Origin of the sequence: Sphingobacterium sp. UBA2610 (genome assembly GCF_002339225.1) — a bacterium.
GTDB lineage: Bacteria > Bacteroidota > Bacteroidia > Sphingobacteriales > Sphingobacteriaceae > Sphingobacterium > Sphingobacterium multivorum.
In genome coordinates this window covers 356,893-378,328 of record NZ_DDKA01000019.1, presented here as the reverse complement: position 1 = coordinate 378,328, position 21,436 = coordinate 356,893, and the positions used below count along the sequence as shown (strand labels likewise).

The 21,436-nt window shown below is 40.4% G+C and carries 18 protein-coding genes; 10 read left to right on the top strand and 8 right to left on the bottom strand.

The window, feature by feature from the left end:
- Window positions 1-16 precede the first annotated feature (16 nt).
- Window positions 17-2,425, top strand: a complete 2,409-nt coding sequence (locus B4Z47_RS14275; RefSeq protein ID WP_286727426.1) for a TonB-dependent receptor — start codon at window positions 17-19, stop codon at window positions 2,423-2,425.
- 83 nt (window positions 2,426-2,508) lie between these two features.
- On the opposite strand, the gene B4Z47_RS14270 is transcribed toward B4Z47_RS14275, so the two are convergent.
- From B4Z47_RS14270 to uxaC, 5 genes are all read right to left on the bottom strand, one after another.
- Window positions 2,509-4,128: an NADP-dependent glyceraldehyde-3-phosphate dehydrogenase gene (locus B4Z47_RS14270; RefSeq protein ID WP_286727425.1), complete on the bottom strand. Its 1,620-nt coding sequence runs from the start codon at window positions 4,126-4,128 to the stop codon at window positions 2,509-2,511.
- A gap of 71 nt (window positions 4,129-4,199) precedes the next feature.
- A complete protein-coding gene (locus B4Z47_RS14265; RefSeq protein ID WP_376745389.1) occupies window positions 4,200-5,642 on the bottom strand; it encodes an MFS transporter in 1,443 nt (480 codons plus the stop codon).
- Window positions 5,643-5,757: 115 nt separating this feature from the next.
- A complete protein-coding gene (locus B4Z47_RS14260; protein WP_070561479.1) occupies window positions 5,758-6,402 on the bottom strand; it encodes a bifunctional 4-hydroxy-2-oxoglutarate aldolase/2-dehydro-3-deoxy-phosphogluconate aldolase in 645 nt (214 codons plus the stop codon).
- Window positions 6,399-7,424 (bottom strand): sugar kinase, encoded by a 1,026-nt coding sequence (locus tag B4Z47_RS14255; protein ID WP_236586150.1) that lies wholly within the window; start codon window positions 7,422-7,424, stop codon window positions 6,399-6,401. The genes B4Z47_RS14260 and B4Z47_RS14255 overlap by 4 nt, the downstream gene beginning before the upstream one ends.
- A gap of 9 nt (window positions 7,425-7,433) precedes the next feature.
- Window positions 7,434-8,834 (bottom strand): glucuronate isomerase, encoded by a 1,401-nt coding sequence (uxaC, locus tag B4Z47_RS14250; protein WP_286727424.1) that lies wholly within the window; start codon window positions 8,832-8,834, stop codon window positions 7,434-7,436.
- Window positions 8,835-9,218: 384 nt separating this feature from the next.
- On the opposite strand from uxaC, the gene B4Z47_RS14245 reads away from it, so the two are divergent.
- The 3 genes from B4Z47_RS14245 (at window position 9,219) to B4Z47_RS14235 (ending at window position 13,378) form a co-directional block, all read left to right on the top strand.
- Window positions 9,219-10,520 (top strand): UDP-N-acetylmuramoyl-tripeptide--D-alanyl-D-alanine ligase, encoded by a 1,302-nt coding sequence (locus tag B4Z47_RS14245; protein WP_070561473.1) that lies wholly within the window; start codon window positions 9,219-9,221, stop codon window positions 10,518-10,520.
- A gap of 330 nt (window positions 10,521-10,850) precedes the next feature.
- Entirely contained in the window at window positions 10,851-11,606 is a 756-nt protein-coding gene (truA, locus tag B4Z47_RS14240; RefSeq protein ID WP_201639993.1) for a tRNA pseudouridine(38-40) synthase TruA, read from the top strand.
- A gap of 8 nt (window positions 11,607-11,614) precedes the next feature.
- Entirely contained in the window at window positions 11,615-13,378 is a 1,764-nt protein-coding gene (locus tag B4Z47_RS14235) for an ABC transporter ATP-binding protein (RefSeq protein WP_070561471.1), read from the top strand.
- Here B4Z47_RS14235 and B4Z47_RS14230 read toward each other — a convergent pair whose 3' ends face one another.
- A complete protein-coding gene (locus B4Z47_RS14230) occupies window positions 13,379-13,900 on the bottom strand; it encodes a hypothetical protein (protein ID WP_070561469.1) in 522 nt (173 codons plus the stop codon).
- 194 nt (window positions 13,901-14,094) lie between these two features.
- Here B4Z47_RS14230 and B4Z47_RS14225 point away from each other — a divergent pair, with 194 nt between their 5' ends.
- Together B4Z47_RS14225 and B4Z47_RS14220 are read left to right on the top strand one after the other, a co-directional pair.
- Window positions 14,095-14,577 (top strand): DUF4293 domain-containing protein, encoded by a 483-nt coding sequence (locus B4Z47_RS14225; protein ID WP_070561467.1) that lies wholly within the window; start codon window positions 14,095-14,097, stop codon window positions 14,575-14,577.
- 67 nt (window positions 14,578-14,644) lie between these two features.
- Window positions 14,645-15,109 carry a hypothetical protein gene (locus B4Z47_RS14220; RefSeq protein ID WP_070561465.1) on the top strand — a complete coding sequence of 155 codons (465 nt, stop codon included), beginning with the start codon at window positions 14,645-14,647 and terminating at the stop codon, window positions 15,107-15,109.
- A 68-nt stretch (window positions 15,110-15,177) separates the two neighbouring features.
- Here the strand turns inward: B4Z47_RS14220 and B4Z47_RS14215 are convergent, their stop codons facing one another.
- A complete protein-coding gene (locus B4Z47_RS14215) occupies window positions 15,178-15,717 on the bottom strand; it encodes a hypothetical protein (RefSeq protein WP_070561463.1) in 540 nt (179 codons plus the stop codon).
- A 228-nt stretch (window positions 15,718-15,945) separates the two neighbouring features.
- Between B4Z47_RS14215 and ung the strand changes: the two genes are divergently transcribed.
- Complete coding sequence (gene ung / locus B4Z47_RS14210) at window positions 15,946-16,620, top strand: uracil-DNA glycosylase (RefSeq protein WP_070561461.1); 675 nt, start codon at window positions 15,946-15,948, stop codon at window positions 16,618-16,620.
- Between the two features lie 148 nt (window positions 16,621-16,768).
- Here the strand turns inward: ung and B4Z47_RS14205 are convergent, their stop codons facing one another.
- Entirely contained in the window at window positions 16,769-17,239 is a 471-nt protein-coding gene (locus tag B4Z47_RS14205) for an Lrp/AsnC family transcriptional regulator (protein WP_046673117.1), read from the bottom strand.
- Window positions 17,240-17,571: 332 nt separating this feature from the next.
- Between B4Z47_RS14205 and sufB the strand changes: the two genes are divergently transcribed.
- From sufB to sufD, 3 genes are all read left to right on the top strand, one after another.
- The gene (gene sufB / locus B4Z47_RS14200; RefSeq protein ID WP_046673118.1) at window positions 17,572-19,023 is read left to right on the top strand and encodes a Fe-S cluster assembly protein SufB; all 1,452 of its coding nucleotides are present in this window, start codon (window positions 17,572-17,574) and stop codon (window positions 19,021-19,023) included.
- A 61-nt stretch (window positions 19,024-19,084) separates the two neighbouring features.
- Window positions 19,085-19,843: a Fe-S cluster assembly ATPase SufC gene (sufC, locus tag B4Z47_RS14195; RefSeq protein WP_046673119.1), complete on the top strand. Its 759-nt coding sequence runs from the start codon at window positions 19,085-19,087 to the stop codon at window positions 19,841-19,843.
- Window positions 19,844-19,902: 59 nt separating this feature from the next.
- Window positions 19,903-21,210 carry a Fe-S cluster assembly protein SufD gene (gene sufD, locus B4Z47_RS14190; protein WP_286710273.1) on the top strand — a complete coding sequence of 436 codons (1,308 nt, stop codon included), beginning with the start codon at window positions 19,903-19,905 and terminating at the stop codon, window positions 21,208-21,210.
- Window positions 21,211-21,436 lie beyond the last annotated feature (226 nt).

Here is a 21,436-nt window from a genome sequence, read left to right as displayed (position 1 = left end):
ACCTATTTATAAACGAATGAAAAGATATTTTTACCTCTTACTCTTAAATTTTTTAATTACTTCATTTGCCTATGCGCAAGTGAAAGTTACAGGCAAAGTACATGTAGAAAATAATGTGCCTTTGGCCTCGGCAACTGCTTATCTGATGAAGGCAAAGACGACTGTCATTCTGAAAGCCGTTGTTACTGATGAAAATGGAGAATACCAATTTTCGGATATACAAGCTGGAAGTTATTATGTCGAGGCGAAAATGGTCGGGTATACCGCCAATAAGAGCAATGTTTTTGATATCAGTAAATCAGACCACAAGGTCCCGGCGATCCTGCTGAACACGGATACACGAAAATTGCAAGAGGTCGCCGTAGAGGGTAAGCGGCCGATGGTTGAAAGCAAGCCTGGTAAACTGGTTTTAAATGTGGAAAATTCGCCTTTGGCCGCAGGGAATAATGCCTTAGATATTGTACAGCGGGCTCCTGGAGTGAGTTTAGATAACAATAATAACCTACAGTTGATGGGGCAATCTGGTGTATCCGTGACCATCGATGGTCGGCAGACCTATATGTCCGGTGAACAGTTGGTGAATTTTTTGAAGAGTACGGATGGCAATCAGATTAAGTCCGTCGAAGTGATTACTACGCGTGCAGCAAAAGATGACGCTGAGGGGGCAGTGGGTACAATTAATATTGTCCTCAAAAAAAATCGGATGGAAGGTTTTAACGGAACCTTTAACATGACGGCAGGGAGGGGAGAAAAATTCAGAGGGAATAGCTCCTTATCCTTAAACTATAAGAAGAACAATACGACAGTATTTGGATCGTATGCGTATTCGGATGAAAAAAGCCACCGGAAGCTTCTGCTTGATCGTGTTATTCAGAATAAAGGTGAAAAGACCTATTTTAAACAAAGGTCGATATTGGACGAAAAGGAACAGAACCATTCCTATCGCTTCGGTGTTGAGCAAAGGACATCGGCCAGAAACACCTTAACCGTGCAGTTTAATGGATCGAATAATATCGAATACAACGATAACGATAGTAAAACCAATGTAGGAAAGTCTTTTACAACATTGGATTCGCTTTTGATTTCAACATCGCAGTTCAAAGAATTATTTGATCGTTACTCCGCTAATTTAAACAATGAGTTTAGAATTGATTCGAATGGCAGAAAACTTACCCTTGACCTGGATTGGAGTAAATTCAAAAGCAGCAAACGCGTAGGTTATAATAACCAATATTTTGATGGTCAGATGAATGCGATTACGCCCGAAGAGATCCAACGCAGTAGAATGCCTATCGGAATCGATATCTATGTCGCCAAACTGGATTATGAACAACCGCTACCGAAGGTCTCCAAGCTTGAGATGGGGGCTAAATATTCTAACGTTACGTCGGATAACGATTTAACCTTTGAAGACTTTTTGAACAATTCCTGGATTAATAATGAAAAGCGTACGAATCATTTTGTGTATAAGGAGCAGATCGCCGCTGGATATATAGACTATAATAATACCATAGGGAAATGGGGCCTGAAGGTCGGCGCGAGGGGAGAATATACATTTTCTGACGGGAACTCGTTGACCTTAAATAAGCAAGTGAAACGGAATTACTTTAAACTTTTTCCGAATGCAAATCTGACGTATACACTCCATGAGAATCATATCCTTTCCTTAGGTTACGCAAGGAAGATCACGCGTCCTAATTACCGACAGTTGAATCCTTTTGATTATTTTATTGATAAACTAACCTTTGAACGTGGTAATCCTTACCTGAATCCGCAATTTTCCAATGAATTCACCCTAAACTATACCTTGATGCAACGTTATAATGTGACATTGGGTATTAACGATGTGCGGGATGCGATTGTAGAGAGCATGGGGCAAGATTCGGTGCTAAAACAAACGTGGGTTATACGTGAAAATTTAGGTAAAAATTTGACGGCTTATCTGAATCTGAACATCCCGGTTACGGTATCCAAGATTTGGAGCATGAATAACAATATTACAGGCATCCACTTTAACTTTGATGGCATGGTGAGTGGTTATCCGCTGAAAAGGACCTCCTTTCTTTTGCAGGCTACATCGATGCACAATTTAAAACTGGCGAAAAGTCTGTCCGCTAATGTCAATTTGAGGTATTTCTCGCCGTTCAACTATAATGTATACGATATGAAGGCCCGTTGGGATATGGAGGTAGGAGCGACCAAGACATTTAAAGATCAACGTAGTTCGTTGAAGCTGGCGGTGAGCGACTTGTTTAATACAGGGAATCAGAATCTGAAAACCAATTTCGGCGATTTTGACTCCAGTATCAGGCAATACCAAGATCGTCGCGTGGTTCGATTGACCTATTCGTATAAATTCGGAAATTTAAAAAACAACTATCGTAAGAAAGATACAAGTAATGAGGAGAAAGAAAGAGCGCTATAGGCCCTCGAATTTTCTAAAAAAAGCGACACCGCAGGATGATTTTAGATCATCCGCGGTGTCGCTTTTTTTTATAGACAATGCTATTAGAAAATGTATTTGGTACTTAAAAAGTTCGATTCATTTTCACTAACAATGTCATTCAACAATTTCTTGTTTTCTTCGGTGAACTTTGCCGCGACCAGGGAGCGTATCGAGAATGAACGCAAAGCATCCACAACGGATAATGTTCCCTCAGCGCTATCTTTTCTTCCGGTGAAAGGGAAGGTATCTGGACCACGTTGACATTGGCAGTTGATATTGACACGACTTACCTGATTGACCAATGGATCGATTAAAGACGACACAACAGCCGCATTGTTACTAAAGATACTGACCTGTTGTCCATGCGAAGAGCCGATCAGGTACTCGATAGGTTCCTCAAGGTCATCAAATGGCACAACAGGGATAACTGGACCAAATTGTTCCTCTCTGTAAAGTTTCATTTGAGAATTGACCGGATAAACGATCGCTGGGTAGAAGAAAGATTCTGCTACTTGTCCACCATTTTCGTTAATCACCTTTGCACCATACGCTTTTGCATCTTCGATACATTCCGTCAGATAAGCTGGTTTGTTAACCTCTGGAAGAGGTGTCAAAGACACGCCTTTTTCCCAAGGCATACCATACTTTAATTTAGCAACTTCCGCAGAAAGACGTTTTAGGAACTCTTGTGCCAAGCTGCGGTGTACATAGATAATTTTAAGTGCGGTACAGCGTTGGCCATTGAATGAAAGAGAACCCAGTACGGTTTCAGAAACAGCAAGATTTAAATCGGCATCCTTCGTGATGATTGCCGCATTTTTTGCGTCAAGACCAAGAATTGCGCGTAGACGGTTAACTTTAGGATGTAATTTCTTAAGTTCGTCAGCAACACGGCTTGAACCGATCAACGTCAACACATTGATCTTTCCAGACTGCATAAGACTTGGAACGATCTTGTTTCCACGACCATAAATTGTATTGACAACGCCTTTCGGGAAGCTTGTTTTGAAAGCCTCTAATAAAGGGTAATGTAATAATGTACCATGTTTAGGTGGTTTGAACAACATCGTGTTCCCCATGATCAAAGCAGGGATCAACGTTGTGAAGGTTTCATTCAATGGATAGTTGAATGGTCCCATACATAAAACAACTCCTAGTGGAGATCTTCTGATTTGGGCTATAATACCTTGTTCGATCTGAAAACGGGAAGAATCGCGGTCAATATCTTTCAATGCGTCGATCGTTGCGTAGATATACTCTACCGTACGGTCAAACTCCTTAACAGAGTCAGCATAGGATTTGCCAATTTCCCACATAATAAGCTTGACAACAATGTCCTTCTTGGCAATCATCTTTTGTGTGAAATTTTCAACACAAGTAATACGATCGGCAACGCTCATTGTCGGCCATTCTCCACGGCCATTGTCGTATGCTTTTACAGCAGCTTCCAAGGCTTCCATGGACTCTTTTTCAGTACAAACAGGGAAACTACCGATGCGCTTACGTTTCAAGCCGTCCTTAGTCTTTACACAGATAGGTGAAAATACTTCGTTTACTTGACCCGTCCAAGAAATCATTTCTCCATTGGAAAGGAACTCTCTTTGATCGACCTGTTCGTCTAGCGTAAATTCTGTGGGAATGTCTTTCTCCTCGTAGAAGATACCTTCTAAGTTTAAGCTCATTGTTTTTAAAAGTGGTTTAGATTGATATTTATAAAGATATTGCTAATATACTGTAAATATTACAATATTTGTTAATTTTTTATTAAAATAAGTTTAGGTACTAGTGTTTTCATTACAATCCATGCAATTAAATATGCGATTGAACAGAACGAAAAAATAATAAAATATCCCGCTTCTTCTCCCTTGAAACCCATAAAGACAAGTTGAGTCTCTTTGGCATAGTCGAATAGCCAGCCCGAAGTTTTATTGATAATAAAGGCTCCTACACCGCCCGCAAGCCCGCCGATTCCTGTAACAGTGGCAATGGCGCGTTTTGGAAAAGAATCGCCAATAGTGGAAAAAATATTGGCCGACCACGATTGATGTGCCGCACCTGCAAAACCAATTAAAATAACGGGTATCCAATAGGAAATATGCCCCAAGGGTTGTGCAAAGAGTACGACTAATGGGACGAAAGCAAACAGCAACATAGCTTTCATTCGACCTTCATAGGCATTCATTCCCTTTTTCTCCACAAAATACGTCGGCAACCAGCCGCCGTAAATTGACAGCATGGTGATCGCATATAAAACAAATATGGCCAATTGCCCTTCTGTATCAGAAGACTTTATGTCGTAAACGGCTGATAGATAGGCTGGCATCCAGAATAAGAAGAACCACCAGACGCCGTCGGTCATGAATTTTCCGAAGACAAAGGCCCAGGTTTGCTTGTACTTGAGGCATTCTGCTATGGTGGTTTTGGGCTGTTTTGTTAAGGCAGAATGCTCCGTTTGGTGTTCATGGTCATCTTGGTGAATGTAAGCCAATTCAGCCGCATTTACTTTTGGATTCTCGTGCGGTTTTTTATAAAGAAAGATCCAGAAACCCATCCAGACAAACCCAAGGGCTCCTATTATGATGAAAGACATCTCCCAGCCCCAGTGTGCTGCGATGACCGGAATGGTCAATGGAGCAGCCAATGCTCCTATGGTTGCCCCTGAATTGAAAATACTGGTGGACAATGCACGATCTTTCTTTGGAAAATACTCTGCGGTCGCTTTAATGGCAGCTGGGAAATTTCCAGCTTCACCGACAGCCAATACAAACCGGGCGAAAATAAATAAGTTTACACTAACGCTGATGATTAAACCGACATTGTTCACATGAGAAATAGCTTCTTTTGCACCCTCAAATCCAACAAACCACTCGCCAGCGACAATTCCTGAGGTTGCAATACCACAAAAAGCATGTAATATGGCGCCAATGGACCAAATAGCAATCGCCCATAGAAAACCTTTTTTTGTATCCATCCAATCGACAAAACGTCCCGCGAAAAGCATGCTGATGGCGTAAAAAATAGAAAATAAAGCGGTAATATTTCCATAGTCCGTATTTGTCCAGTGGAATTCAGGGCTGATAAAATCTTTCCAGGTTAAGGATAATACCTGGCGATCCAAGTAATTGATTGTGGTAGCAAAAAATAGGAGGGCACAGATTACCCAACGGTAATTACCCTTTTTCTCTGTATTAATCATAATGGGTTTAATTGTTTATTTTTCTTGAACCTATCGCTTCAAATGACGAATAATGAACGCTGTATGCCTTCCTTTTACGATGCTCGTGGAAGGCATACAAGCAATCTTATTGTTTTTAACGTGCTTTTGAGACAAGATCAAGTGCTTTTTGTGTATTTTCGAATAAATTGCTGGTGTCCTTTGGATCAATCAGTTTACTGCCCATACCTACCGCACATACACCTGACCTGAACCATGCTTTTAGATTTTCTATTTCGATGTCTACACCCCCCGTTGGTATAAAGTTCTGACCTTTAAAAAGATCCCGAATAGATGACATAAATGCTGGTCCCAAAATATTTGCAGGGAATAATTTTATCAATGCGGCCTGTTGCTGTTGAGCCGTGTAGATTTCGGTCGGTGTCATGCAGCCCGGAATCCACAACTTATGGTGCTCATGTACAAGCGAGCCAACCAAAGGATTCACTAAGGGTGCCACAATAAAATCAGCACCGGCCTGGAGAAACTGTTGTGCATCGTCCACCGATTTGATGGTGCCAATACCCAAGTAGAGGTCTGGCATCTCAAGGTCCCTCGTTGCAACAAGGCGCTCAAAAACAGCCAACGCCTCGGGGCCACGATTTGTAAATTCAAAAACGCGTACACCCGCTCGGTATAATGTTCGTAGAATATCGATACTTTCTTCCTGATCATGATGGAAGAATAAAGGAAGTGTTCCTTGTTCGATAATTTTATTTAATACAATCTCTTTTAAATTCATGTTGTTAATCTCTTTTTAATATCGTCCACTGTACTTGTTGTTGCATCGCTGGCGATAAATAGTTTATCGAATGCCGCGCTTGTTGCAAATTCTAGCGTCTCCTGCGGCGAAAGGTTGGAATACAATCCATAAATCAGACCCGCCATAAAGCAGTCGCCACTTCCTACTTTATCCAAAATCTCTTCCGCTATATAGGTTGTGGATTTGATCAAACGGTCTTTATCAAATAATGTGCTGTAGTATTCTATCCCTTTGGTATGGTGGTCAAAACGGAAGGTATTGGCGACATACTGGCACATGGGGTTGGAAGCAATGATTTCTCGGCTGGTTCGATCTGCTTGCGCGAGTAACTCTTCTTCGGTGTATCCTGACGTGTTTGTTAAGAATTGTTCGTCAAGCGGCGTGCCCAGCATCTGATGCGCGGCCCATATATTGCCCATAATTAAATTGCAGTACTTGGCAATCCGAGGCATAACCTCTTTCGGTGTTTTACCATATTTCCAAAGCTTCGATCGGTAGTTAAGGTCTAAGGACACAAAAATTCCTTTTTCCTGTGCTTTTTGCACAGCTTCAAGACAGAGGTCTGCAATATCCTGGCTAATTGCTGGGCAAATTGCCGAAAAGTGAAACCATTTCACATCCTTCAAGGCTTTGTCCCAATCAATACTGCCGACTTTGAGGCTTGCAAAAGATGAATTGGCGCGATCGTAGATAACCCCCGCATTTTTAAGATCTTTACCTTTGGGGAGATAGTAAATGCCCAAGCGCTCTCCGCCCCATTGCATCGCCGATGTGTCTATGTTTCTACGTTTCAAATAGACATCTATACCTTCACAAATGGCATTTTGCGGTATCGCAGATAAGTAGGATGATGGCACGTTCCATAGGGCCAAAGCTGTAGCGACATTTAATTCTGCTCCTCCAACGTAGAAAGGCAATTGGTGCTGTTCAATCCAATTGTCTTCAATATCCGGACAGATCCGTAACAGCAATTCCCCAAAGCTTAAAACTTTACCCTGCATGTTCATTTATTAAAATTCAAAATATTCTTTTGCGTTATTGTAGCTGATATCCTGTATGATTTTCCCGACCCATTCGATATCATTTGGTATTTCTCCTTTTTCGATGTCCTGTCCAAAGATGTCACAGACCAATCTTCTGAAGTATTCATGTCTTGGAAAAGAAAGAAAACTTCTGGAATCGGTCAACATGCCTACAAGACGACTTAACAAGCCCATATTCGACAAGGTATTAATCTGTTTTGTCATGCCGTCTTTTTGGTCCAAAAACCACCAAGCTGAACCAAACTGAATTTTTCCTTTGATAGAACCATCATTGAAATTCCCAATCATTGTCGCAATAAGTTCATTGTCGGCTGGATTGAGATTATAGATAATTGTCTTGGTTAGCTTATCTTGGTTATCTAATTTATTCAAAAACTTTGATAATGCACGTCCCTGACTAAAATCCCCAATGGAGTCCCAGCCTGTATCAGGACCGATCAAGCGATGCATGCGGGAGTTATTGTTACGTAAAGCGCCCAAATGGTATTGTTGCACCCAGCCTTTTTCATGATCCCATTCTGCAAAATAGACTAACATGGCCGATTTAAACTTCAGGCTCTCATCAAAAGTTATTTCTTTGCCTGCACGAATTTTATCAAAGATGAATGCGATTTCAGTTTCGGTGTAATCTTCAGCATAGATCTGTTCCAAACCATGATCTGAGACTTTACAGCCGTTGGTCGCAAAGAAGTCGTGCCTTGCTTTCAAGGCCTTGAGGTAGTCGCTTAAACTGCTTATCTGCATATTGCTGACTTCTTCAAGCTTATTGATGTATTGGTTCAATGCAGGCAGGTCATCGCAATTCATTGCTTTATCCGGACGAAATGCCGGAAGCATTTTAAATGATTCACGCTCTTTCGCAAACTGCTGATGAAATTCCAGACTATCGATTGGGTCGTCTGTTGTGCAAACGACTTCAACATGCATCATCTTGAGTAGTCCGCGGACAGAATGACTATCTTGTTGCAGTAAAGCACTGGTATCTGCATAGATCTTGGCCGCGGTTTTTGGAGACAATACATCTGTTATGCCAAAATAGCGTTGTAATTCAAGGTGCGTCCAATGGTGTAGTGGATTACGTAAGGTATAGGGGACAGTTTCTGCCCATTTGATGAATTTTTCTTCATCTGAAGCGTCTCCGGTCACATAATGTTCGTTGACACCGTTGGCACGCATGGCCCTCCATTTGTAATGATCACCATGTAACCAAACCTGACTAATATTATCAAACTTGACATTATTTGCAATCTGTTCCGGGATTAGGTGATTATGGTAATCAATAATCGGCAGATGTTTTAAATAATTATAGTACAGCTCTTCAGCCGTTTTTGTGTTCAATAAAAAGTTGTCGTCTAAAAAAGTTTTCATACAATGTATTGATTTGTAGGTTCATCTGTTTTCTATCCTCTTTTGCTTGTCAAACTTTTTATTGCTGAAGTAATCGGACATAAAAAATGCAAAAAGGGGTGAAAGTACGGTCGCCTGAATTTCCCAAACTGTTTAAATGGTCAATGAAATTACCAATATTCAGGTCATACTTAAAGGAAATTCAATAAAATAAATGCGCAAACGTTATCGGTAGCGTTTAAGGCAATCGGGTTATACCGCATTTTCTACGTTTTCTAAGCACGTTTTCGCTATCGCAGATTGCTTGAAATTTTGAATAAGTCCCGAATAATATGATCTGCTAAAGCGTAATTGTATTGCATATAAAAAGCAATTTCTCTAAGTTTGTTCAACAAATTGCTCAACATGGATATCCAATCACTTTATCAGATTTATAAACAGTATCCGAATATTACAACAGATACACGTAAAATTGAAAAAGATAGTCTATTTTTCGCCTTAAAAGGGGCCAATTTCAATGGGAATACTTTCGCCGAGAAAGCGCTTGAAATGGGTGCTAAATATGTTGTTATTGATGACGAGACCTACCGAAAAGGAGAAGCGTATATTCTTGTTGATAATGTTTTAAAAACATTACAGCAACTAGCGAATTACCACAGACAGCAATTGGATATTCCAGTTATTGGAGTGACGGGAACCAATGGAAAAACCACGACAAAGGAATTGTTGTACGCTGTTGTTTCGCAGAAATACAAGGCCTATGCAACAAAAGGAAATTTGAATAATCATATTGGTGTTCCATTGACATTATTGGCCATAGATAATTCTGTTGAGCTAGCAATCATCGAAATGGGGGCAAATCATTTGGAAGAAATTGCTTTTTTGTGTGGGATTGCCGAACCGACACATGGTTTGATTTCTAACGTTGGCAAAGCACATCTAGAAGGTTTTGGATCTTTTGAAGGAGTAAAGAAAACCAAGGGCGAGCTGTACGATTGGCTGCAGGACCATCAAGGGATATTATTTTTGCAGGCAGATAACCCACATCTTAAAGAGATGGCTTCCGCCCGCAAGATAGCCAACATTGTCACTTATGGTTTTTCTGAAGGTAATGATGTGATTGGAAAGCTTCTTAGGGCAAATCCCCTCTTGCAAATTGAATGGCACAAGAAAGGTACGACCGAATCTCATGTTGTCGATACCCACTTAACAGGATCTTATAATACCGAAAACTTTCTTGCAGCTATTGCAGTAGGTTTGCATTTTGGCGTTTCTTCTGCGTCAATCAATCGGGGTATTGAAGGATATACCCCTACGAACAATCGTTCGCAGGTTATGAAAACTGCCCAAAATACGCTAATCTGCGATTATTATAATGCAAATGCAACAAGCATGGCTGCTGCATTGGATAATATTCGGATTATTGAAGCGGATAAGAAGGCTATTGTATTGGGTGATATGTTTGAATTGGGGACAGAATCATTTGAAGAACATAAAAAAATTGTCGAGAACGTAAGAGCTATTCCTGCAGATCGCAAAATTTTTGTAGGAAAAGAATTTTTCGCACATCGGTATGAGGGTGGAGCGTTTTATGAAACTACTGCCGAAGCAAAACAGGCAATCAGCGAAAATCCTATTGTGGACAGCACGGTCTTATTGAAAGCGTCAAGGGGTATGGCCTTTGAAAATCTGGTCGAACTACTGTAGCCTTTTTAGCTTTATGCTATGCACAACGAGGGGATAAGTTCGGGGTGCGAACATATGGCGACCATGGTGCTCCCGCATTGAATGTACTTAAAAAGGTGGACTCAACGTGGACTCACTGTGGACTTACCGTGGTTGCGGGACGAAGTTGATAGGATGTTGCGGAAACCTTCGTTCCACTGAATCCCGAATGACTCGCCCAGTAGCATCGAGCGAAAGGAAGTGCAAAACAAACAGTTTTGTCATGTAAGGATTAAATAATAAGGAAAATGAGCAAATTCGTTCTACGGAGAAATGATGCTCATTTGGAAAAACGTACCTTTGTTGCATATAATGGATAAAAGACGTTTTTTTTTAGAAATAGCCTATTTTGGACAGGCTTATCATGGTTGGCAAATTCAGAATAATGCAATTTCCGTGCAGGAAGTGCTGAATAAGGCGCTTGAAACCCTGTTGCGGGAACCCATTGAAACAACTGGAGCTGGCCGTACAGATGCAGGTGTTCATGCCAAGCAATTGTATGCACATTTCGATGCGGCCCCCGTGGGTATTCTACAAAATGCTGATCGTTTTATTCATTCGCTCAATGCCTTATTGCCCTTTGATGTGGCCGTGAAGCGCCTGATCGAAGTGGAACCCGAAGCACATGCTCGCTTCGATGCGACGCAAAGATCCTATGAATACCACCTTCATTTTTATAAAGATCCTTTTATCTATCCCTATTCATGTTTTATGCGCGATCGTCCGGATGTTGAAAAGATGAATAAAGCTGCACAATTTTTATTGGGTAAACAAGATTTCGAATGCTTTAGTAAGTCTCATACGCAGGTGTTTACAAATATTTGCGATATTCGTAGAGCCGAGTGGGTATGGCATACCGAACAACATTTGGTCTTTCATATTACCGCTGATCGCTTTTTGCGCAATATGGTCCGTGCTATTGTGGGTACATCGTTGGAAATAGGCATAAAAGGTAAACCTGTTTCATTTATGCAAGAGGTTATCCAAAGCAAAAACCGGGGGAAGGCAGGTGTTTCCGTGCCGGCACATGGGTTGTATTTAACAGAAGTAGCATATCCTTATATATAGAATTTAACGTGAGTCAAGATAAAATAACTGGTAAAACCTACGATATCAATTTGGTGAAACGCATGAGTCGCTATATGCGTCCATATCATATGGCATTTTGGATATCGGTCGTCCTAACGATATTGCTGGCTGCAGTAGCCCCCGCTTTACCTATGCTAATCCAGCATACGCTGGATAACTATATCCTAAACTTCGATACCAATGGATTGTCCCTCATGCTGATTGCAATGTTGGCATTGGTCATCCTGCAGACTTTGATCCGTTATTACCATACCTTAATGACAAATACTCTGGGGCAGTCGGTTATCCGTGATATTCGGATTCAGGTATTTAACCACATTGTTCAACTCAGGCTGAAGTATTTTGATCGCACAGCACTGGGAAAATTAATTACCCGTACCATCTCTGATTTGGAGACTCTTTCCAATATTTTTTCTGAAGGTTTGATTCAGATTATCGGTGATTTATTACAGTTGGTCGTTATTCTGGTTGTGATGTTTTACTCCGATTGGAAGCTGACATTGATTGTTTTAATTCCGATGCCTTTGATGGTGGCAGCGACTTACGTATTTAAAGAGGCGATGAAGTCTGCCTTTATCGATGTGCGGAAATGGGTTTCTAACTTAAATACCTTTTTGCAGGAACACATTACGGGCGTCGGTATTATCCAATATTTTGCGCGTGAAAAGCAGGAAATGGATAAATTTAAGGAAATTAATGCGCAACATCGTAATGCCCATATTCGGACCAATTGGTATTTCTCCATCTTTTTCCCTGTTTTGGAAATTATCATGGCCATTGCTTTGGGATTGTTGGTCTGGTTCGGTTCCAAACAAATTATGGGTGATGTGATCTCTCCGGGTGTAGTGGTGGCCTTTATCATGTATATCAATATGATCTTTAGGCCCATTCGGGAGCTTATTGACAAATTCAATACGCTTCAAATGGGCATGGTTAGCGCTGAACGGATCTTTGAAGTGTTGGATACCGATGAAAAGACCCCAAATTTGGGTACATTGAAACCTGCACACATCAAAGGTGAGATTGCGTTTCGCGATGTTTGGTTCGCCTATAATGAGGAAAACTGGGTCCTAAAGGATGTTAACTTTAACGTTAATCCGGGTGAGACGCTGGCTTTAGTTGGGGCTACTGGTGCTGGAAAATCTTCTACCATCAATATTCTAAGCCGTTTTTATGAAATCAATAAAGGTGAAATTCTGTTGGACGGCCGTAATATCCGCGATTATGATCTCGATTATCTGAGAAATACCATTGCGACGGTATTGCAGGATGTATTCCTCTTCTCGGATAGCGTCATCAATAACATCACATTAGGTGATCCAGCGATATCTAGAGAACAGGTCATTGAAGCCGCAAAAGAAGTGGGGGCGCATGATTTTATTATGCGACTACCTGGGGGCTATGATTATGATGTGAAAGAGCGGGGTGCAACCTTATCCGCGGGGCAGGCCCAATTGATTTCTTTTATCCGGGCCTTGGTACACGATCCCCGGATTCTAATTTTAGACGAGGCGACATCTTCAGTAGATACCGAAACGGAAGAAATGATCCAGCATGCAATCGATAACCTCATGAAAGGAAGAACATCGATTGTTATTGCCCACCGCTTGTCCACCATTCAGAAGGCGGACAAGATTATTGTGTTGGATAAAGGCGAAATCAAGGAAATTGGAACGCATCAGGAATTGCTATCTTTTGATGGGTATTATAAAAAACTATACGACTTGCAATTTCATTCCGCGGGGATTTAATTAAGCGATTATACTCTCTTTGGGGATCGTTTCTTCATCTTCGATCCGTGTATTTGCTTTAATCTCTGAACCTCGCCCTACGAGAACGTTTGCTCCGATTGAGACATTTGGTCCGATGTTGACAAAATCTTCAATAATGGTATTGCTTTCGATAACAGCAGAACCGGCGATAACGCAATGGTTGCCTATCTGTACATCGGGGGCGATGGAAGCGCCGGGGAGGATAATGGTGCCTTCACCAATCTCCGCTCGTTTTGATACGTAGGCTTTGGGATGGATGAGGGTCTGGTAATTCCAGTCTGCATTTTCCGATACAATCCGTTGGCGAAGGCCTGGGTTCTTGACTGCAATAAAGAAATCTTCCTCCGTGCCTTTTACTTGATGGTGAAGTTGAACCTCATAATCGAATACATCTTCAATGAGCAATGATTTGTCAATAAGACCACCAATTTCAATCGCTAAATCTTCTGCTACATCTACCGCAGTTTTAGCGTGAGCAGTTGCACCGTATATATATAACATGGTATTTTTTTTTTCGCAAAGATAAAACTTTCTAAAATGAAGCCCTTTGGTATCGTGTAAAAAAATGCAACAAAATATAGGGTTTAATTGTTTTGCTGTTTAATGAGCTGTAAGGTTGATTGTTTTTTCGATCGCAATTATATTGCATATAAAAATCAATTTATCTAAGTTTGTTGGTATACAAAAATTAAACTATGATTCAACGTATCCAAACTGTTTATTTGCTGATAGCAGGATTAGTCATATTCGGCTTGTTTCTATTTCCCTATGTTAATTATAGCGATTTAGTTGGTTTAGGAAAGAATGTGAAGGTGACCGGTGTGTATAGTGTCGCTGCGGGTCAGCCGGTACACGAGGGGGGATTTGGTTATATTCTCCAGACTGTGGCCACCGTATTATTAGGCGGGCTTCCCCTGTTCACGATATTTAAATTTAAACAGCGTAAAGTTCAACTTTTGCTTATTTGGGTAGAGGTTGTCGCAATTATCTTATTTGCAGTGTGGCTATATTCTTCTGCAAGTACTCATCTCGCTACGGTGAACCAATTTTTGGGTGCTGGGAATATCGGCGTAGGATTCTTTTTGTTGCCTATCTCGATTATTTTCTGTGCGTTAGCCATGGGAGGTGTACGTAAAGATGAAAAGTTGATCCGGTCTGCCGATCGATTGAGGGCATAATTTTGAAAGAATAATCCAATAATAGTTAAAGCCACGAAGACCGTGGCTTTTTTAAATATAATATGATATGAACGTTTTTTTTAGATATGTTGTTGTCTTAATGCTCTTCCTTGTCGGTGGGTTTGTAAAGGCGCAGTCGGCAGATTCATTGTTGGTTGTTGATGATATTCAATTCGATGTAAAGGAATTTCACGTAGATGAGCCTAAGCATGAATTGGTGATCAATTTGTTTGCTATATCGTATAGTAAGAATCCTCGGGAATATAAAATGAACACCTTTTCCACGCAAGTGTTGGATCAGAAGAAACAGCCCCATTTCTTTTCCACGATTCAGATGGGAAATGTATTGGTTAAATTTGAAGATAAGCAGAATTATCTGCACTATTTGCTAGAAGAAGATAAGCCTGTGGATATACAGGTCGTTGTAAAGGATTGGAAGAAAACGGATAAACCGGTTATGGTTAAACTGGTCTTTGAGAGCAGTACAGAAGAGGGGGAGTTTTTGGAGGTTCCTATTTCATTAAAGAAATAATTGATTTTGTCTCTTGACAAAAAAAGCTTCGAAGTTATAACTTCGAAGCTTTTTTTGATTATTCAATATTATCGATTGTATCTGATCTGCTGTTTGTCCATCATGCCCATCTGGTCTTTCATCATTTTGATCTGATCAGCTAACAACTTATTTTTATCTGCTTTTTTAGCTTCTTGAAGAAGTTTTTCGGCTTCACGTTTATTGCGCTTCGCCATGGCTACACCGGCTAGGCTCAATTTTGCTAAGGCGATGTTATGGTCCATATGTAGACCCAATGCCAATGCTTTCTTAAAATATTTTTCAGATTGCATAGGTGCACGTTGTGATTCGATCAGTCCGATCAGCATGTTGTAGTAACCATGCTGTTGTGGGATCAATTGCTTTTCGTAGTTGGTGATTTTACCTAGCCATTTTTCAGCTGCGGCCATATTTTGTTTACGCATATGCCATTGCGCAATCAGCATATATTCATGGAAAAATACAGTAACAAAACCCAAGATCGTGACCAAGATCCCTAAAATTCCCCATCCCCAATTTCCGGTCCAGAATAAGGCAACTGTTCCGATAAGCAATGCACTGCAAATAATGATTCTAACGAGATTTGACATAAATCTTTGTTTAAAATATTTGTATTCAATTTAATTCTGCAAATATCCGTTAATTTCACCGTTTAAGCAACTCGTTCAGGTTGTTATTTTGTAAAAATGTGTTTTTCTAGAAAATGGTAGCTTTTATGTTAATCGATGTGTTCTGATAATCTTGCTTTGGTACAACGCCGAATAGGTGGGCAGCCGGATAAATTTGCCTTTATATGCAACTTTGTCTATGTTTGAATTATGGAAAAGCAATACGATGATTCTTGGGCTCCTGTGTTAAGGCCTTTGTTCGCTCAGCCCTACATGAAACAGTTATCTACTTTTGTGCAAGCAGAGCGTCAGAAAACGAAAGTGTTTCCACCGGCAGATCTGGTGATGAATGCTTTTAAGCTGACGCCATTGGATCAGGTGAAAGTGGTTATTTTAGGGCAGGATCCTTACCACAATGACGGGCAGGCACATGGGCTGTCTTTTTCAGTTCCGGCAGGGATTGCCTTGCCCCCATCTTTAAAAAATATTTTTAAGGAATTGCAAGATGATATCCCTGGTTTTGTTGCGCCGCATGCTGGCGATTTGACTTCTTGGGCCAAGCAGGGGGTATTATTGTTAAATGCGACCTTGACAGTTCAGGCGCATTTGGCTGGTTCTCATCAAAAGAAAGGCTGGGAGATTTTTACAGACAGTATTATTCATGCCATTTCGGAGCGTTGTGAACATGTGGTGTTTTTGTTGTGGGGAAGTTATGCCCAAAAGAAAAGTGTGCTCATTGATGCGAAGAAGCATCTTATTCTAACGGCGGTTCATCCCTCACCGTTGTCTGTCTATCGTGGTTTTTTTGGTAGTAAGCATTTTTCACGCGCAAACCAGTATTTGACGGCACATGGTAAAACCCCAATTGATTGGCGCCTGATTTAAGTTGTGGCTTGGGTTAAATTTTGCGAAGCGTTTGCTGTCCAATAGCTAAAGTAGATAAACATCATTGCCGGTGATTCGCGCATGGCGCAAATGCGTCCAAGAGCGAGATTCCGGTAATGATATTTTTGATTGGGCTTAATTCCCTCGCTTAATATTCTAAAGGAATAATGGGTTCTTTTTTGCTGGTCGACATAATCATCATGGTTTGGAATGTCTTTACAAAAGGTATTTTGGATATTTTTTCCATGATGACGCCTTCATAAGCTTTGATATCTTTTACGTAAACCTTGAGGATGAAATCACAATTGCCTGTAACGTGATGGCATTCGGTTACTTCAGGTATCATTTTGACTGCAGCTACAAATTCAGGAATAGCGTTGTGGGTATGGAAATCGAGTGAGATCTGTATGAACGACTTGATCCCAAGCCCCAGTTTCTCCTCGTCCACAAAGGCATGGTAACTTTTGATGAAGCCTGAGTTTTCCAGTTTTCGCACACGCTCTAAGGTTGGCGCGGGGGACAGTCCGATGCTAGATGCGAGTTGCAAATTAGTTATACGACCATTCTCTTGTAATAGTTTAAGAATTTTTAAATCTGTTTTATCCGGTGCAAAGGGCATATCTTAAGTCTTAATAATCAATAGTATTTGTAAATATACAAAATTATATTTGGAAATTTAAAAATATACAAAATTATTGGTGATAAATAGATTTTAGTTATATCGTGTTTTTATAATTATAATTTTAATCGATGCAAAATCATTTGACTGTCATAATCGATTGAAATGTGCTCATTTTAATGAAATGGAGTGATAAATGTCATTTTTTTATTAAAAATGCCTTCGTAAGGTGCTATTAAATGCTGTTTTATTGGCTTTGAAATTGTAACTTTGCAGTTCGATAGGTGCGGAGGTGAAGCCCTCCCAAATTAGTTAAACCGTGAGAGCGCAATATGAGTACTAAAGACGACGATTTGTTAAAAGAGCTAGAGCTCGAAGAATATAAATACGGGTTCACGACAGATATCGAAATGGAAATTGCAGCCAAAGGCCTTACTGAGGATACGGTTCGTTTTATTTCGGCAAAAAAGAATGAACCTGAATGGCTATTGGAATGGAGGTTAAAAGCTTTCCGTCATTTCTTGACGTTAAGAATGCCTACTTGGCAGAATTTCAAAGCTCCCGAGATTGATTTTCAAGAGATTTCCTACTATGCAGCCCCGAAAGCAAAACCGCAGCTTAATTCGATGGATGAGGTTGACCCTGAGTTGATTTCCACTTTCGAAAAGTTGGGAATTCCTTTGGATGAGCAAAAAATATTGGCGGGAGTTGTGGCTGTAGATGCTGTCTTCGATTCGGTATCTGTAAAAACAACGTTTCGTGAGAAATTAAAAGAGCAAGGAGTTATTTTCTGTTCATTTGGTGAGGCCGTGCAAGAGCATCCTGACCTGGTGAAAAAATATTTGGGTACAGTGGTTCCGCAGACAGATAACATTTATGCAGCATTAAATTCTGCAGTGTTTTCGGATGGATCCTTTGTTTACGTTCCAAAAGGCGTTAGATGTCCAATGGAATTGTCTACCTATTTCCGTATCAATGCACAGAATACTGGGCAATTCGAACGCACGTTGATCATTGCGGATGAGGGGGCTTATGTTTCTTATTTGGAGGGATGTACTGCACCTATGCGTGATGAAAACCAGCTGCATGCGGCAGTGGTTGAATTGATTGCCGAACGTGATGCTGATATTAAATATTCTACCGTTCAAAACTGGTACCCTGGTGATAAAGAAGGAAAAGGTGGTATTTATAACTTTGTAACCAAGCGTGGAATCTGTAAGGGCGATAACAGTAAAATCTCCTGGACACAGGTAGAAACCGGTTCTGCAATTACATGGAAATACCCGGGTGTGATTTTAAAGGGTGATAACTCTATTGGTGAGTTTTACTCTGTAGCCATGACGCGTAATCATCAGGTAGCTGATACAGGAACGAAGATGGTTCATTTGGGTAAAAACACAAAATCTAAAATTATTTCTAAAGGTATCTCCGCCGGTAAGAGCCACAACAGTTATAGAGGTTTAGTGAAAATCGGTCCAAATGCCGACAACTCGCGTAACTTTACACAATGTGACTCCTTATTGATCGGTGATAAATGTGGGGCACATACATTCCCTTACATCGAAAATAGAAATAAGACGGCCAAATTAGAGCATGAGGCGACTACTTCCAAAATCGGTGAGGACCAGGTATTCTATTTGAATCAACGGGGTATCGATTCTGAGAAAGCTGTTGGTTTAATTGTCAACGGGTATGCAAAAGAAGTATTAAATCAATTGCCGATGGAGTTTGCTGTAGAGGCTCAAAAATTATTGGCAATTTCATTAGAAGGTTCAGTAGGATAGATAAAAAATCATTGGGAATGTAGTTAAGTCGCTACATTATACCATACTCAATACGAATAAAATGTTAAGCATTAAAAATTTACATGCGTCTGTAGAAGACAAACAAATATTAAAAGGGTTAAACCTAGAAGTAAAAGCTGGCGAAGTTCATGCGATTATGGGACCAAATGGTGCTGGTAAAAGTACATTAGGGAATGTATTAGCAGGACGTGAATCCTATGAGGTAAGTGAAGGTTCCGCACTATTGGACGGTGTGGATTTATTGGATCTTTCCCCTGAAGACCGTGCGCGTGAAGGGCTGTTTTTGGCTTTTCAATATCCTGTTGAGATTCCGGGCGTATCGAATATCAATTTCTTGAAAACGGCTGTAAATGATATTCGTGAGTACAAAGGTCTTCCGCCAATGGAAGCGAAGGAATTTTTACAAATGGTAAAAGACAAGCAAAAATTGGTTGAGTTTTCAGCTAATTTGGCTAACCGCTCTTTAAATGAAGGATTCTCCGGTGGTGAGAAAAAGCGTAACGAAATTTTTCAATTGGCGATGTTGAACCCGAAATTATCTATTTTGGATGAGACAGATTCTGGTTTGGATATCGATGCACTTCGTATCGTTGCAAATGGTGTGAATCAATTGCGCTCTAAAGACAATGCTTTTATTGTTATTACACACTACCAACGTTTGTTGGATTATATCGTTCCAGATTTTGTTCACGTATTGTATAATGGCCGTATCGTGAAATCGGGACCTAAAGAATTAGCTTTGGAGCTCGAAGAAAAAGGATACGATTGGTTAAAAGAATATGATACACAAAACGCCTAATCTTTTACCTGAGTAAATAGTATTAGAGGAGAATTTTGGCGATTTGATTAAAAAATAACATGAGTACATTAGTTTCAGAATCATTACTTCAACAAGTGTTGGGAGCTTTCAAAGAGCAAGGCGTTTCAGACGAACCTTCGTTTTTCGTGGAAGCCCGCCAACTTGCATTCGAGCGTTTCGAAGCAGCAGGCTTTCCCACCGTTAAGAATGAAGAATGGAAATATACAAACATCCACAGTATTATCAATAAGCCTTATGCGCTTGATGTCGATGTGGATATCGAAGGCTTAGACTTTAGTGCAGGTGAGATTCCGCAGTTGGATGCCTACCGCATTATTTTGGTGAATGGTCAGTATGTATTAGCAGTAAGTGAATTAGAAAATGTAAAGGGACTGTCGGTTATTCCAATGGATGAAGCCACTTCAGAGCCTGCATTTGAGTCCCATTTTGCTAAATATGCGGATAAGTCAGACAATATTATGGTCGCTTTGAATACGGCTGCTTTTACCAATGGTGTTTTTATCCATTTGAAAAAGGGAGTTGTACTTGATAAACCAATACAGATTATTCACGTCGCTACAGGGAAAGAGGATTTCTTTTCACAAACACGTAATTTGATCGTTGTCGAGCCAAATGCAGAACTTGAATTGATCGAAAGCTTTATCACTGCAGAAGGTACCGCAAATAATGTGCACAATAAGGTCTCTGAGATTATCGTCAAAGAGAATGCTAAAGTACAACATTATTATTTGCAGCTCGCGGAATCTGTAAGCCGTTACTTTAATCATACAGAGGTATATCAAGAAAAATACAGTCTTTACAATAATTACAACTGTAATTTTCCAGGCGCTTCGTTTATCCGTAACAATATCAACGTCCGTTTGGATGCCGAGCATGTGGAGAGCCATTTATATGGAATCAACTTAACGGCTGCCGATCAATTGGTCGATAATCATACCATCGTAGACCACCTGAAACCACATTGTGAGTCCTATGAATGGTATAAAAATATTACACAGGACAAGTCCGTTGCGGTTTTCAATGGAAAAATCTTTGTGCGCGAGGATGCGCAGAAAACGAATGCTTTTCAACAGAATAATAATATGTTGATGTCAGACAATTCGGCGGTTTATACCAAACCACAGTTGGAAATCTTTGCCGATGACGTAAAATGTTCACACGGGTGTACCATCGGTCAGTTTGATAATGAAGCGCTGTTTTATCTGAGAGCAAGAGGAATTGGCGAAGAGTCTGCCCGTATCCTGTTGGTGCACGCATTTGCATTTGACGTAACGACACGTTTCTCAAATGAGGTTGTTCGCAAATATGTTGAAGAGCTTGTAGAAGAAAACCTAAGAACAAATTAAATCCATTTAGGATCATATAGCTTTTAAATATGGCGTTTACTGAATAGGTAAACGCCATTTTTTTTCATAGACCAATACATCATAGCCTTCGTATCAAGCGCCAAGTTGCGTCTTGTTGCTCTTGCTTGGACGGAAGAGCGTTTAATCGTATTGGGAGAAGCGCTTAAAGTTATCATTGTTTGCTGTAGGGTAGACCCTAGTAATTTTGGATATCAACTTCGTCATT